This window comes from Baekduia soli (genome assembly GCF_007970665.1).
Lineage (GTDB): Bacteria > Actinomycetota > Thermoleophilia > Solirubrobacterales > Solirubrobacteraceae > Baekduia > Baekduia soli.
The window spans coordinates 3,398,415-3,412,027 of sequence record NZ_CP042430.1; the positions used below are offsets into that span (position 1 = coordinate 3,398,415).

At 70.3% G+C, this 13,613-nt stretch carries 17 protein-coding genes and 1 pseudogene; 3 read left to right on the forward strand and 15 right to left on the reverse strand.

Going from position 1 to position 13,613, the window contains the following annotated elements:
• Positions 1 to 266 precede the first annotated feature (266 nt).
• The 3 genes from rny to FSW04_RS16165 are packed head-to-tail and all read left to right on the forward strand — an operon-like array spanning position 267 to position 5,222.
• Complete coding sequence (gene rny, locus FSW04_RS16155; RefSeq protein WP_146921065.1) at positions 267 to 1,730, forward strand: ribonuclease Y; 1,464 nt, start codon at positions 267 to 269, stop codon at positions 1,728 to 1,730.
• A gap of 24 nt (positions 1,731 to 1,754) precedes the next feature.
• A complete protein-coding gene (miaB, locus tag FSW04_RS16160) occupies positions 1,755 to 3,086 on the forward strand; it encodes a tRNA (N6-isopentenyl adenosine(37)-C2)-methylthiotransferase MiaB (protein WP_146921070.1) in 1,332 nt (443 codons plus the stop codon).
• Between the two features lie 42 nt (positions 3,087 to 3,128).
• Entirely contained in the window at positions 3,129 to 5,222 is a 2,094-nt protein-coding gene (locus tag FSW04_RS16165) for an intein-containing Rv2578c family radical SAM protein (protein ID WP_187368841.1), read from the forward strand.
• Positions 5,223 to 5,525: 303 nt separating this feature from the next.
• Here the strand turns inward: FSW04_RS16165 and FSW04_RS16170 are convergent, their stop codons facing one another.
• The 15 genes and pseudogenes from FSW04_RS16170 to FSW04_RS16230 all read right to left on the reverse strand — a co-directional run bounded on the left by FSW04_RS16170 (position 5,526) and on the right by FSW04_RS16230 (position 13,368).
• Positions 5,526 to 6,296, reverse strand: a complete 771-nt coding sequence (locus FSW04_RS16170; protein WP_146921072.1) for an SDR family NAD(P)-dependent oxidoreductase — start codon at positions 6,294 to 6,296, stop codon at positions 5,526 to 5,528.
• Between the two features lie 204 nt (positions 6,297 to 6,500).
• The gene (locus FSW04_RS26170; RefSeq protein WP_187368842.1) at positions 6,501 to 6,914 is read right to left on the reverse strand and encodes a tyrosine-type recombinase/integrase; all 414 of its coding nucleotides are present in this window, start codon (positions 6,912 to 6,914) and stop codon (positions 6,501 to 6,503) included.
• Positions 6,851 to 7,645 (reverse strand): annotated as a pseudogene (locus FSW04_RS28180) (tyrosine-type recombinase/integrase); the annotation flags it as partial. The pseudogene FSW04_RS28180 and the gene FSW04_RS26170, both read right to left, overlap by 64 nt.
• A 472-nt stretch (positions 7,646 to 8,117) precedes the next feature.
• Positions 8,118 to 8,327 (reverse strand): hypothetical protein, encoded by a 210-nt coding sequence (locus FSW04_RS16180; RefSeq protein ID WP_146921074.1) that lies wholly within the window; start codon positions 8,325 to 8,327, stop codon positions 8,118 to 8,120.
• A gap of 825 nt (positions 8,328 to 9,152) precedes the next feature.
• The gene (locus tag FSW04_RS16185) at positions 9,153 to 9,458 is read right to left on the reverse strand and encodes a hypothetical protein (protein ID WP_146921076.1); all 306 of its coding nucleotides are present in this window, start codon (positions 9,456 to 9,458) and stop codon (positions 9,153 to 9,155) included.
• Entirely contained in the window at positions 9,439 to 9,738 is a 300-nt protein-coding gene (locus tag FSW04_RS16190) for a ribbon-helix-helix protein, CopG family (RefSeq protein ID WP_146921080.1), read from the reverse strand. Before FSW04_RS16190 ends, FSW04_RS16185 begins: the two co-directional genes overlap by 20 nt.
• 207 nt (positions 9,739 to 9,945) lie before the next feature.
• Positions 9,946 to 10,254 (reverse strand): hypothetical protein, encoded by a 309-nt coding sequence (locus FSW04_RS16195; RefSeq protein WP_146921082.1) that lies wholly within the window; start codon positions 10,252 to 10,254, stop codon positions 9,946 to 9,948.
• Between the two features lie 137 nt (positions 10,255 to 10,391).
• Complete coding sequence (locus FSW04_RS16200; protein WP_146921084.1) at positions 10,392 to 11,021, reverse strand: hypothetical protein; 630 nt, start codon at positions 11,019 to 11,021, stop codon at positions 10,392 to 10,394.
• A complete protein-coding gene (locus FSW04_RS16205; RefSeq protein ID WP_146921086.1) occupies positions 11,018 to 11,275 on the reverse strand; it encodes a hypothetical protein in 258 nt (85 codons plus the stop codon). Before FSW04_RS16205 ends, FSW04_RS16200 begins: the two co-directional genes overlap by 4 nt.
• Positions 11,268 to 11,429 (reverse strand): hypothetical protein, encoded by a 162-nt coding sequence (locus FSW04_RS26180; RefSeq protein ID WP_187368844.1) that lies wholly within the window; start codon positions 11,427 to 11,429, stop codon positions 11,268 to 11,270. The genes FSW04_RS16205 and FSW04_RS26180 overlap by 8 nt, the downstream gene beginning before the upstream one ends.
• A complete protein-coding gene (locus FSW04_RS16210; RefSeq protein ID WP_146921088.1) occupies positions 11,426 to 11,650 on the reverse strand; it encodes a hypothetical protein in 225 nt (74 codons plus the stop codon). The genes FSW04_RS26180 and FSW04_RS16210 overlap by 4 nt, the downstream gene beginning before the upstream one ends.
• A complete protein-coding gene (locus FSW04_RS16215) occupies positions 11,650 to 12,153 on the reverse strand; it encodes a hypothetical protein (RefSeq protein WP_146921090.1) in 504 nt (167 codons plus the stop codon). Before FSW04_RS16215 ends, FSW04_RS16210 begins: the two co-directional genes overlap by 1 nt.
• Positions 12,150 to 12,638, reverse strand: a complete 489-nt coding sequence (locus FSW04_RS16220) for a hypothetical protein (protein WP_146921092.1) — start codon at positions 12,636 to 12,638, stop codon at positions 12,150 to 12,152. The genes FSW04_RS16215 and FSW04_RS16220 overlap by 4 nt, the downstream gene beginning before the upstream one ends.
• Positions 12,635 to 12,877 (reverse strand): hypothetical protein, encoded by a 243-nt coding sequence (locus FSW04_RS16225; protein WP_146921094.1) that lies wholly within the window; start codon positions 12,875 to 12,877, stop codon positions 12,635 to 12,637. The genes FSW04_RS16220 and FSW04_RS16225 overlap by 4 nt, the downstream gene beginning before the upstream one ends.
• Positions 12,874 to 13,368, reverse strand: coding sequence for a hypothetical protein (locus FSW04_RS16230; protein ID WP_146921096.1), 495 nt, complete (start codon positions 13,366 to 13,368; stop codon positions 12,874 to 12,876). Before FSW04_RS16230 ends, FSW04_RS16225 begins: the two co-directional genes overlap by 4 nt.
• Between the last annotated feature and the right edge of the window lie 245 nt (positions 13,369 to 13,613).

Here is a 13,613-nt window from a genome sequence, read left to right on the forward strand (position 1 = left end):
CTCCGGGGCGACCGAACCCAGATCGACCACCCGCGCTTCTTGACACCGCCAGCATCAGTGCAGACGCCTTCCACGACCGTCCGGGACGCCCCGCGTGGCGGCTTCCCGGACCTGAGCACGACGCTCTAGCGCCCGCCTGAGACGGGCCGAGCCGGCCCGCCGCCCGACCCCGCCCACCCTCCCGGTGGACCGGTCCTTCGCTCCCCCGACCGCAGTACCGGAGACCAGCGCGTCGCTTCCATCGGCCGCTGGGGAGAGGACACCCAATGGAAACCCTGATCGGCGCGGCCCTCATCGGCATCGCCATCGTGGTGGCCGCCGTCGTCTACGGACGCGCGCGGCCGGTGCCGGCGGTCGCCGGCTCCGGCCCCGTGGCGCCGCCGGAGCCCGTGGCCACGCTCACCGAGGACCCCGAGCTGCACCGCCGGGCCGCCGAGCTCGAGCGCAGCACCGAGCGCTCGCACGCCCTGGAGGCCCAGCTCGAGCGGCGCAGCGCGCTGCTGGACCGCCGGGAGGCCGACCTCGAGCGCCGCGACCAGCACCTGCGGGCGCGCGAGGCCGAGCTCGAGCAGCTGCGGGCCGACCGCGAGGAGGCGCTGGAGCGCATCGCCGGCCTCAGCGCCGGGCAGGCCAAGCAGGCGCTGCTCAAGGACGTCGAGGACGAGGCCCGCCACGAGTCCGCGCGCGTGCTGCGCCAGGTCGAGGAGGAGACCAAGCGCGACGCCGAGCGGCGCGTGCGCTCAATCCTCAGCGTGGCGATGCAGCGCCTGGCGGCGTCGCACGCGGCCGAGACGACGGTGTCGGTCGTCCAGCTGCCCAGCGACGACATGAAGGGTCGCATCATCGGCCGCGAGGGCCGCAACATCCGGGCGCTGGAGAACCTGACCGGCGTCGACTTCATCATCGACGACACCCCGAACGCCGTGGTGCTCAGCGCGTTCGACGGCGTCCGGCGCGAGATCGCGCGCACGACCCTGGAGAAGCTCCTCCAGGACGGCCGCATCCACCCGGCGCGCATCGAGGAGACCTACTACCAGGCCAAGTCCGAGCTGGAGTCCCGCATGGTCGAGGCGGGGGAGGAGGCGATCCTCCAGGCCGGCGTGCAGGGGCTGGACCCCGAGCTGGTCAGGATCCTCGGCCGCCTGAAGTTCCGCACGAGCTACGGCCAGAACGTCCTGGCGCACTCGATCGAGTGCGCGCACCTGGCAGCCCTCATGGCCTCCGAGCTCGGAGCGAGCACGAAGACCGCGCGCCGCGCGGCGCTGCTGCACGACATCGGCAAGGCCGTCTCGCACGAGATCGAGGGGCCGCACGCGCTGGTCGGAGGCGACCTGGCCCGCCGCCACGGCGAGGCCGAGGCCGTCGCCCACGCCATGGAGGCCCACCACAACGAGGTCGAGCCCCAGACCGTCGAGGCCGTCATCGTGCAGGCCGCCGACGCGCTGTCGGGTGCCCGGCCCGGGGCACGCGGCGAATCCCTGGAGCAGTATGTCAAGCGCCTGCGCGACCTCGAGAAGCTCGCCTCCCGCCACGACGGCGTGGAGAAGGTGTACGCCATGCAGGCCGGCCGCGAGATCCGCGTGATCGTCGAGCCCGGCACGATCACCGACGACGCGGCCGTCGCGCTCTCGCACACCGTCGCGCGGGACATCGAGCGCGAGCTCGAGTACCCGGGCCAGATCAAGGTCACCGTGATCCGGGAGTCGAGGGCGGTCGATTATGCGAAGTGACCGCCCTCTACCCTGTGGGCGCCGATGAGGAGCTACCACGTCACCACCTTCGGGTGCCAGATGAACGAGCACGACTCCGAGCGCATGAAGGGCATGCTCGAGTCCTTGGGCTACACGGAGACCGACGCCGTCGAGCGCGCCGGGCTCATCCTGTTCAACACGTGCTCGATCCGGGAGAAGGCCGACAGCCGCTTCGTCGCGCACCTCCGCCAGGCCGCGGCGCACAAGCGCCGCGACCCGGAGGTCGTCATCGGGGTCGGCGGCTGCTGGGCGCAGTCGGTCAAGGACGACGTCTTCCGCCAGTTCCCGTTCGTCGACGTCGCCTTCGGCCCGGGCCAGGTCCACAAACTGGCCGAGTTCCTGACGAGCGACTCGCTCACCGCGCAGGGCTTCTTCGAGTTCGAGGGCTTCACCGGCCACCTGCCGGCCAAGCGCGGGCGCGCGTTCCAGGCCTGGGTGCAGATCTCGGTCGGCTGCAACATGAAGTGCTCGTACTGCATCGTGCCGTCGACACGCGGGCGCGAGGTCGATCGCCCGCTGGACGAGCTGGTGGCCGAGGTCAGGGCCCAGGTCGCCGAGGGCGTGCGCGAGGTCACGCTGCTGGGCCAGAACGTCAACGCCTACGGACGCCACGTGAGGGACGGCGGCCCAGCGGCGTCGTTCGCCCGGCTGCTGGCCGAGCTGGACGCCATCGACGGCCTGGACCGCATCCGCTACACGAGCCCGCACCCGCAGGACATGAAGGAGGACGTGGTCGTCGCCCACGCGCGGCTGGCCTCCGTCTGCCCGCACATGCACCTGCCGCTGCAGTCGGGCTCCTCACGGATCCTGAAGGCCATGCGTCGCACCTACGACCGCGAGCGCTTCCTGGACCGCGTCGCGCTCATCCGCGAGCACAACCCCGACATCGCGCTGACCACCGACGTCATCGTCGGCTTCCCGGGGGAGACCGAGGCCGACTTCGAGGAGACCCTGGAGGTCTGCGAGGAGGTCGGCTTCGACGGGGCGTTCACCTTCATCTACTCGCCGCGCCGCGGGACCGAGGCCGCGGCGTTCGCCGAGGACTTCGTGCCCCACGAGGTCTGCGTGGCGCGCATGGACCGGCTCGTGGAGGTCGTCCAGCGCCGCGCCGCCGAGCAGGCCCGGCGGTTCGTGGGCCGCACGCTGGACGTGCTCGTGGAGGGCACGTCACGCACCGACCCCTCGCGCCTGCGCGGCCGCACGGGCCACAACAAGGTCGTCAACTTCGCCGGGCTGGCCGACCCCGGCGACCTCGTGCCGGTGCAGATCACGGGCGCGACGTCCCAGACGCTGACCGGCGAGATGTCGCTGCTGGCGCGCGCGGCCGCGGGCTGACCACCGGCGCGGTCCGTCGTCCTCGCATGCGAACATGTGTTCGTGCGCTGGGACAACCTGAAGATCGAGGCCGACGAGGGGACGCGGCTGCCGGGGTACCGCGACGGCGCGGTCGTTCGGCGCTTCGACGCGCCGGAGGCGCTCGACATGCGGTTCTACGAAGTGCGGGCCAAGAGCGCGCTCAACCGCGTGCCCGAGGCGTCGCGGATGCCGTTCCGCTGGACGATCAACCCGTATCGGGGCTGCAGCCATGCCTGCGTCTACTGCGTCCATCCCGACACGCCGGTGCTGATGGCCGACGGGACGAACCGGGCCATCGGCCACCTGCGGCGCGGGGACGAGATCGTCGGCACCCGGGTGCAGGGGTCCGACCGGCGGTTCGTGCGCACGGTCGTGCTGGACCGGTGGTCGACGGTGAAGCCGGCGCTCCGGCTCACGCTCGCCGACGGGACGGAGCTCGTGGCCAGCGGCGACCACCGGTTCCTCACCGACCGCGGCTGGAAGCACGTGACCGGGGCGACGGCGGGCACGGATCGGCGGCCGCACCTCACCCCGGGCGTCTCGCTGATGGGGTACGGCGCCCTGCCGGAGGGTCCGCTCAAGGACGAGGACTACCGCCGCGGCTACCTCTGCGGGATGGTGCGCGGCCACGGCTCCCTCGCCACGTACACATACACCTACCGCGGCCGAATGCCGGTGCTCCCCCGGTTCCGGCCCGGCCTGGCCGACGGGGAGGCGCTCGAGCGGGCCGAGCGCTACCTCGCGGGGGATCGCGTGAGCGCCCATCGCGCCGCGTTCGCGTCCCCGGGACGGCCGACGCGGCAGATCCGCACCGGGGCACCCGCCGGAGCCGAGCGCGTGCGCGAGCCGATCGCGTGGCCGAGGACGCCCAGCGCCGCATGGCACAAGGGCTTCCTGGCCGGGGTCTTCGACGCCGAAGGGTCCTGGAGCGGTGGCGTCCTGCGCATCGCCAACGCGGATCCGGCCATGCTCGACACCACGCTGCTGGCGCTCCGGCGCTTCGGGTTCGGCGCGGTGATGGGGCCGGCCGGCTCCAGCGGGTGCCGCACGGTGCGGGTCCGCGGCGGGCTCGTCCAGCACCTGCGGTTCTTCGCGCTCACCGACCCGGCGATCACCCGCAAGCGCAGTCTCGCGGGCATGGCGGTCACGACCGACGCGGACCTGCGGGTCGTGTCGATCGAGCCGCTGCCCGGTGCGATGCGCCTGTGCGACATCACGACCGGCACGGGGGACTTCATCGCCGGCGGCGTCGTCTCGCACAACTGCTTCGCCCGCCCGACCCACACCTACCTCGACTTCGACGCCGGGCGCGACTTCGAGCGCGAGATCGTCGTCAAGGTCAACGCGCCCGAGGTCCTGCGCGCGGAGCTGCGGCGACCGTCGTGGAAGGGCGAGCACGTCGCGATGGGGACGAACACCGACCCCTACCAGTGGGTCGAGGGGCGTTACCAGCTCATGCCCGGGATCTGGGAGGCGCTGCGCGATGCTCGCAACCCGTGCTCCGTGCTGACGAAGTCGCCGCTGCTGCTGCGCGACCTGCCCCTCCTGCGCGAGCTCGCCGCGGTGACCGACATCAGCGCCAACCTCAGCATCCCGACGATGGAGGAGAAGGCCTGGCGCGCGACCGAGCCGCACACGCCCCACCCGCGCGCGCGGATGGAGGCCGTCGCCGAGCTCAACCGGGCCGGCATCCCCACCGGGATCCTCGTCGCGCCGCTCATGCCGGGCATCAACGACGACCCGCGCCAGGTGCAGGCCATCCTCGAGGCCGCGGCCGACGCCGGGGCGACGAGCATCGGCGGGATCGGGCTGCACCTGCGCGGCGAGGTGCGTGGCGTGTTCATGGAGTGGCTGGCCGCCCGGCGGCCCGACCTCGTGGAGTACTACCAAGCGCTCTACGCCCGGGGCGCTTACCTGCCCAGGGCCGAGCGCGACCGTCTCAGCCGCCTGCTGTCCGCCGCCCGCACCCGGCCCATGGCGCCGTTCCGGCGAGACCCCGCCGACGCCTGGCCCGTCGACCGCGCCGCGCGTGCGTCGCCGGCCGACCCGTTCCGCGGTCCGCGGCCGCGAGCGGCACCCGCCCCGCCGGCGGCGGTGCAGGAGGCGCTGTTCTGAACTAGCCCGCGTGGTTACTGGCTCTGATGGCCCGTGGGGAAGCGAATGGGGAAGTACGAAAGCGACAGACCGCAGGACCTCGGTCCCACGAGCCGGCTCTGTGGCCTGTGCGATCGGCTGCTGGCGATGGACCCGCTCAACCCCGGATGGGAGATCGTCCAGCACCGCGACGGCCTCGTCTGGGCGTGCCCGGACTGCTCGCGACGGCTCGCCACCTGGGGCTGGTGAAGCTCCTGGGCCTCCGACCGTGAGGCAGCCGGGGGGTGTGTCCCTGTCGTCGCGAATAGACGAGGGGTAAGGCTGCTAGGCGATCGAGAAGCCTCCGTCGACCACTACGACCTGGCCGGTCATGTAGCCGGCCGCGGGCGAGGCGAGCCAGACGACCACGGCCGCAAGCTCCCGCGCGTCGCCCATGCGCCCGCTTGGTATGCGCGACAGGAGCGAGTTCAGGTAGTCATCGCGAAGTTGGTCGGTCATGTCCGAGACGAAGTAGCCGGGCGCAATGGCGTTGACCCGAATGCCTCGTCGCCCGGTCCACTGCTGGGCTAGATCGCGGGTCAGGCCGTTGATGGCTGCCTTGCTTGCCGTGTAGGCCGCGACCGGCTGAGTGGCCGTGATGAGGCTTAGGACGCTTGAGATGTTGATGATCGATGCGCCGGGACTCATGACCCGCGCGGCTTCTTGGGCCATCCAGTAGGCGCCGAACAGGTTGACTTCCAAGACGCGGCGAAAGTCGTCCTCAGCCTCCCGCAGAGCTGGCACCGCGGTTGCGATGCCAGCGTTGTTGATCAAGATGTCGATGGTCCCAAAGCGATCTACGGCGGCCTGCGCCGCGCTGGCGCATGCTGCGGGGTCGCCTACGTCGGTCTGCACGACGACTGCCCGCCGACCGAGACGCTCGACGTGGGCCTGCGTCTGCCGCAGGCCCTCCAATCGGCGTGCGGTCAGCACGAGGTCGGCGCCGGCCTCGGCTAGCCCGACGGCGATCGCCACGCCGAGGCCGGACGAAGCCCCGGTCACGATCGCCACCTTGCCATCGAGCCGAAACAGTTCCAGAACAGACGTGGGTGTCATGTGCGCACTATGTTTCAGATCGCAGGCTTACATGGAGGGTCGCGCGGGGCCGAGGAAAGGACGCGCCAGCCTAAGACAGCGGCCGAATGGCCCGTCGCTCCGGAGCTAGAACGGCTGCCGCCCGCTTTTACTTTGGACGAAAGCAGCGACGCGGCCACCGCGCTTCTGCTTTCCATGGAAGGAGGCCCTCGAACGCGGTCGCCGTCACGACACGGCGGCGCGTGTGAGGTATCGCTCGAGCAGCTCGGCAGCCTCGGTCTCGTTTCCGGGCATGAGGTGGCCGTATCGGTCGTACGTGATCGTGATGGAACTGTGGCCCATGTAATCGCAGAGGGCCTTGGCGTTGACGCCCGCGGCGATCATCAGCGAGGCATATGTGTGCCTGCAGTCGTGCGGCGCGACGCGCGTGAGCTTGGCGGCCTTCCACGCGTGGTCGCTGGCCTCTTGGATGCGCGGTGGCGTCCATGGCTCGAGGCCGTCGGGGCGAGCGAAGACGAGAGGGGTGCCGGGTGGCTGGCTGAGTCTGTGAGCTGCGAGGTGCTCGCGGAGCTGGGGGGAAGGGGAACACGTCGGCTGTGGCGATTCTTGGTCTCTTGGAGGCCCTCGTGCGGGTCCCACGACGCGAGAACGTCGATCGTGCCGGCCTGGAGGTCGATCGCGTTCCAGCGCAGCGCGAGCAGTTCGCCGCGGCGCAGGCCGGTGTAGAAGGCGGTCGCCCAGAAGGCTCGGTGTCGGGCGGGCGCGGCGTTGAGCAGTGTCGTGATCTCGACGGGGTGGGCGACGCGCTCGCGTCGGCCGCGGATGGCGGCCATTTTGAGCCCGGCGGTGGGGAGGACTTCGATCTCGCTGCGCTGGAGCGCTCGTGCGTAGACGGCTTGGAGCGCGGCGATCGTGCCTCGGATGGTCGATGGAGCGTGCCCGGCGACAGTAAGGCGGTCGATGAGGTCTTGGAGGTCGAGCCGGCGGATGGCGTGGAACGGCTTGTCGCCGAGGTCGTCGAGCACGCGCAGCCTCAGAGCGCGTTCGTACGAGGTGATCGCGGCGGGCTTGTACCGGTCGCCGCCGCGTGTCGTGACGATGCCTGCTCGGGCCTCCTGAAGCCATCGCACGCACGCCTCGGCCAACGTGACTCGCTCGACCACGACGGCCCGGTCGCCGAGGCTCAGGGCGCGGTAGGCGTCGCGCCGCCAGTTCCGGGCCGCGGCCTGGGTTGAGAAGCTCTTGGTCGTCTTACGGCCGGTGGCCTTATCGAAGACGACGGCCCGGTAGGCCGGGGTGCACGTGCACCCCGAACCGTTCGTCTTGACCTTGCAGCCCGCGCGGTGGCGGACCTCGATCCCGGCGGCCATCAGGCATTTCCTCCGTGGTTGAGTTCCCTGGTGGTCAGCCGTTTCTTAGGATTCGTGGCGTGTTGACCGACCCTTGCCCCGTCGCCGGCTGCACGGCGCGCGTTCGGCCCTACCCCGACGATGAGGCTTGGCAGCCCGGCTTTGACGGGTCCGAGCGCGTCCAGCGCTGGAACTGCGAACACGGCCATCCGATCATCCGTGGCGCCGACGGCCAATGGGCCGTGCTTGAGCGCCGTCCTGACCGGCTCACCGGCCGCTAATCCGAGCCCGTGAGCGTTTCGCCAAGGGCCCCCAGCATCAGTGCTCGTCCTGATGAGTTCATTAGATTGCCCGGCGGAGTCGCCGCGCCCCCGATCGTCGGCGGCTTCGGCGAAGGGAGCGTCCCGGGCACTGACCGCCCGGGACGCCTCTGCCGCGTTAGCTTCGAGCGGCGCGAGCCGAGGCACCCCCACCGTATGCCCCACGGCGGCCATCAGCCGACCTCCATTCGGTCCCTCGGCGGAAGGCCAGCGGCGTGGCGGACGGGCCGCTCGACGCGGACCAGCGCCGCGGACACGTCGAAGCTCACGTCGGTCGCGAGACTCTCATCGGCAGCACGGGCCAGGCGCTCCCATGCCTCGATGTCTCGCGCGAACGGCGACGCGTAGTCGTCGTCGTCCCAGTTAGGGTCAGCGGTGTCCATGGAGTTACAGCTCCTGTGGGCCATGGCCCCGGGCGTCTAGGCGTCGCGGGGCCGATTTAGTTGTGGCGCGACCGTACGCCTTCGGCACTGGGCTTTCAATAGCGCCGAGGTCGTGCGCTACGGCCGGCCAGCTTCGCAGCGTCGCGTCTCGGCCGCCAGGGTCATTGCTGGGGGACTGTCCAGCCTGGGCGGGGCGCAGGACCGACGAAGGGCACGAGCTCACCGTTGCAACGCATGCATGGACGGGAGTCCTCGACGGCCTTGTTGGTGATCCACTTGGTGCCGCATGTGGTGCAGACGAGTCGGCGGTCCATCGATTCACCGTCTCAGACGCTTCTCCATGCGGCATCCGTAGCCCGCCACGCGGCGGCTGCGGAGCAGACGCACGTTCCAGGTGTTGTCCGCACAGAAACGGCAGATCCGCACGAGCGGCTTGGCGGCCCTCGGATACGGCGATGTTGCGGTCAGGAAGCGAGGGCCGTGTCGTGACATCTGCCTCGCTTCTGATCGGTTCTCTGGGCTCTCGCCCATATCCCGCGAGAGCGGCAGACAGAGGCTCGCTGGCGCCGTCGGCCCCGCGAGGGGCCGGCGGACCTGCGAAGGCCAGCGCGGACGGGCGCTCTGTCAGCGGCCCCAGGTAGCGTCCGACGCGAGCGAACCCTCGGGACGGTCTCGTGGTCGGGGTGTTGCCAATGGGCAACACGCCTCCGACCGTGAGCGAGTTGCATAGGGCGCTCGCCAACGGTCGCGGGCCGCTGCCCTTCTCTGTCGGTTCGCAGCGGTCCGCGACTCGCTCGTCGCAACGGCGGTCTGGCGGTCGCGCGGTCATAGTGCGCCCTCGTTGTCCGCGGCCTCTAGGACACCTCCGACGGTGACCAGCAAGTCAAGGCAGTCGATCGCCCTACCGGACTCACCCTCGGCGGCCAGTGCCTGGCAGATCTCTTGCCATGCCGCCGCGCGTTCTGCCGGCTCGCTGTAAGCACCCGCAATAAGAAGGCTGCGAAGCTCGTCGTGCTCGTCGAGGCCCATGACGACAGCAGCGACGCGACGAAGATCATGGTGGCGCGCGCCCGGGATCTGGCGGGCCAGCACCGCCAGCCGGCGCTGTCCGTCAGCCGTCAAGACGCGCACCGAACTCCCGCTCGAACTCGAGATCCTCCGAGGACCGGCGCCCCTCGCGCTCCAACAACATCCGAACCGCCGCCATGTTCCCCGCCCGAGCACGCTCCGCCGTGATCTGCAACAACTCACGCGTCCCCGGAACCTCCTCGCCGGGCAGCAGCGCCGCATCGGTCACCAACGCCTGCAAACACACCGACCGAGACACTCCACGCGCCTCCGCCAGCGCATCGAGGCGGTCGACCAGCGCCGACGACAACCGGACCGACACCTTGACGCCCGGATCACTCATCGCCGCACCGTCTGTCCGACAACTTCCCCGCGAAATCTGTTCCGCGACGAACTGGCGCGGTGTGGCTGCGCGTTGCCGCTGGAGATTGGGAGGCCCCCCGGCGGCCTTCGCCGGCGCGGGGAGAGAAATCTAAACTGGCGCGGTTCGTAGGGGCTGTCACGTCAGCGATGCGCTTGGCCCCCTGTGTGAGTAGGGCATGGTTGGTGGTCACTGGGCGCCGCCTCGCTGGTCGAATGTCACGGCGCCGCGCACGGCGAGCTCCGGGAAGTCCGCCACCTCAAGCCAGAAGCTGAGCCTGGCGACGCCGTCGACCAGCTCGACGTCGATCAGGCGAACCTTCCATTTATTGATCCGGAGCAGGCTGTCAAGAACGGGCTGGGTGTCGGCGTCGCTGAGCGGCTCGCCTCGAAGCCCGGGCGCAGCGAGACACAGAAGCCTGGACTTGGCCTCGAGCGCCGAATCGCGCGAGAGTTCGTCGGCCCAATTCGGATTGGATTCGATGATCTCGAAGTTCATCGGCTGGCCCGCCAGTGCGCGGTGGTCAGCGTCAGCGTTGTGGCACTGCTGGTGCTGGCGCTGCTGCTGGTGCCGGTGAGCGGCCGGATGACGGCCATGGAGGCTCTGCTGGTGGAGGTGCCAGTTGAGATGTGCATCTAGTTGCTCCTGGTGGCGGCGGCGCGGGCGGCGTCGCGGATGTCGGGGTCGGGATCGTCGTACGGCGCGATCGAGATGGTCTGGGGCACGTTGCTCGGTAGTGGGCGTGGCGGGTCGGCGAGCGCAATGCGGGTGTCGCGGATCGCCTGGTCGAGCCCCTCGCCGCTCGGCACGGCGCGGACGTCCCAGCCGGCGGCGCGCACCAAGGCTTCGACCCGGTGCCCAACTGCGTGCCAGTGCACCCGCGCGGCCTCGAGCTGGTCGACGAGGTCGACGATTGCGTCTGTGGCAGCGCTGGCCTCGGGCTCGATCTCGGCCAGTAGTCCGCCGACGTGCTCCGCGACCCAACCGTCCCGTGCAGCCTGGGCGCGGTTGGCGGCTCGCTCGGCACCGAGGATGCGCTGCTCCCATGGCTCGCCGGCGACCGCCTGGGCCTTGGACATGGCTTTGGTCAGCTTCGCCGCCATGGTCTCGTCGCCGGTGGCGAATGCCTCGGTGAGCTCTTCGGTGAGTCTGGCTGCGTCGCTATGTGCGGAGGCGGCGGCGGCCTGGGTCTCGCGGGTCCGGGCTCGTGCTTCGGCGATGGCCTGATCGAGCACGGCGAGCTCGTCATGCAGCGCGCCGCTCATGCCGCGTCCCCTTCAGTCAGACCGCCGGCGTCATACCAGGGCGCGGTGGTCTGCTCTCGAAGCTGTCGGAGCAGCGCCTCGCCCTGGGCCCGCTGAGCCTGCTCGGGCGTGCGCGCCTCGGGCTCGGTGTTCTGAGCCTGGGGCGTGGGGGCGTCCATGCCGTTGAGGGCGCGGAGCAGCTGCGCGGCGTCGGTGTGGCCGGCGGCCTCAAGCACACGAATGCGCGCGTCGTCGGGGTTGTTGGGGTCAGTCATCGTGTACCTCCGTTGGGGATGGTGTGGCAGTGTTGGAGCCGCACAGAGCGCGCTCTTCGAGCAGGTGCAGGACCACGGTCTGCAGTCCTGGGGCGGCCGCCGCGGCGGGCTCGTCGGGCTCGTCGTCATCGGAGAAGTACGCGTGCTGTGTCATGCGGCCCTCCTGAGGTCGTCGGTGATCGCCGAGGCGTTGGTGTCCAACCAGTTGGCGAGGCCGGTGACGCTGTAGACGACGACGCCCCCGACGCGGGCCGTGGGCACGTGGGGACGCACGTGGATGTCGAAGACCTCAACGGAGACCCCCAGGGCGGCGGCGGCTTCGGCTCGGCGAAGAGCGAGCGCGGGCACCGGGACGTCGATCTGGCGTCGGCCCATTAGGCGGCTTCCTCGTCGAGCTGCTCGAGCGCGTTGTCGGCCTGGCCCTGCTCGATGCCGTGGCACTTGGCGCAACGCATGACGCCGCCGGCGTTCTGGTTGAATTGGCGCGGTCCGACGCAGCCGCAGATCTGGTGGCCGTCGCCGAGGAGGTCACGCACCCGGCCTAGGGTGATCGGGTGCTGATCGGGCCGCCCGACCTTGGGCGTGGCGTTGGTCTTAGCGCCCGTGCCGGTCCTGGCGATAGCGGCGGCGAGCTGTGCGGGTCCGGGCCGGTACTCGGCCTGGCCGGTCTCGGCGAGGGCGGCGAGGGCGGCGGTGACCATGACGGGGTCGTGGCCGCCAAGAACACGGGCATAGGCCAGGGCGTGATCTGAGGTGAGCTTGCGTGGCCAGAACGCGGCGAGGTCAGCGAAAAACGCGTGCCAGCCCAGCGCGTCGATCGTGTGCCAGTCGCTGGCGTGCACGGCCTTGACGAGCTGGTCGCGACGATCGACGCTCATGCCGCCTGCTCCTGGTCGTTGTCTTCTGAGATGAACTCGCCATCATCAGCGCGACCGGGAGGCCCGAAGGCGCTCACGTGCGTGCGTGCTGGGTTGGGTGTTTGGTTAATGCTTTTGGTTAGGGGGGCGTTTCGACCACTCCCCTTACTGCCATTTCGACCACTCCCCTTACGCCCTGCCGACCACGGTGGCGAATCGCCCACCGTGGCGTTTTGACCACTGGTCAAGGCGATCGTGTAGACGCGGGTGCGGTACCGCTCGTCGATCGGGCCCGGCACGATCGCGCCCCGGCGGACCAGGCTCGCGAGGGTGCGCTTGACCGAGCGGACGTTCTTGACGTTGGCGCGCCGGGCGAGCTCGGTCGGGCCGACGCAGATGCCGGTGCCGTCTGCGTGCGCGGCCTCGGCGAGGATGAGCAGCAGCAGCCGGTCGGCCCCGGTCGTCGGGCTCTCGGCGAGCACCCACTGGATCGCGGCGATGCTCATGCGCGTGCCGCCTCGTGCTCGTCGCGGTCGACGAGTCGCAGGCCCAAGACGCCGTTGGGCAGGATGGCCTTGACCACGCGGCCTTCGATCAGAGCCATCTCGACGGCCAGCGCCGCATAGCGCCGCCCGCGGTCCTGCTCGATGGCGTGGATGACCGCGGTGCGGGGTGCGGTGCCTCCAACGCGTGCGAGGACTCGCGCGACGCGGACGGACGCGGTGATGTACGGCGAGGTGCTCATGCGAGCACCTCGAGGTCAATGGAGTGCCGGCTACCGCCGCCGGCTAGACCTGGCTCGCCTGGCTCGCTCGAGCCGTCGTCACGGCTCGTGGCCTTGCGACGACAACGCGTCCCAGCGGGACGGCCTGCGCCGCGAGTGCGAGCGCCGCAACGGCGAGCGGTCGGGATGTTCAGCGAGGTCGCGGTGGGCGTGTTGGGCGCCGTCATGCGCGTCTTGTGCACCCGGCCGTCCAAGCCGGTGTAGGACGCGATCACCTCGCCGGAAGCACCGAGCACGGCGCGCACCGCACGCATGTTGAGCTGATCCGCCAGCGTCTGACCGGGGGGCACGTAAACAGCGCGAACCATGGCGGCCTGATCGGGGTCGTGGCGGTCGAGGTGCCGCATGTACATGCGGATCTCGATCGCTTCTCGGAGCCGCCTGACGACTCTTGGCTTGCCGGTGTCGGTGAGGTCGTAGCGACCTCTCGGGTCAGTAAACTGCGTGTTCATTGCGGGGCACCATCCCGTATGTAGTGACACCAGACGCCGGCCCGGGCGTCTGGTTGTCGTTTGACGCCAGGTAAAACTTCAGGGCGCGCAGAATCTCTTTGCTTGTGGACCGGTCGGCTGCGCGGGCACGCGACCGGATCTCTTCAGCAAGCGGCCGTGGCACGCATGCTGACAAGGTGGCGTCGCACACCATCGGTTCGGTGTCAGCAGCGGGCATGAGAAAACTATAGGTAAGTGCCCGGACA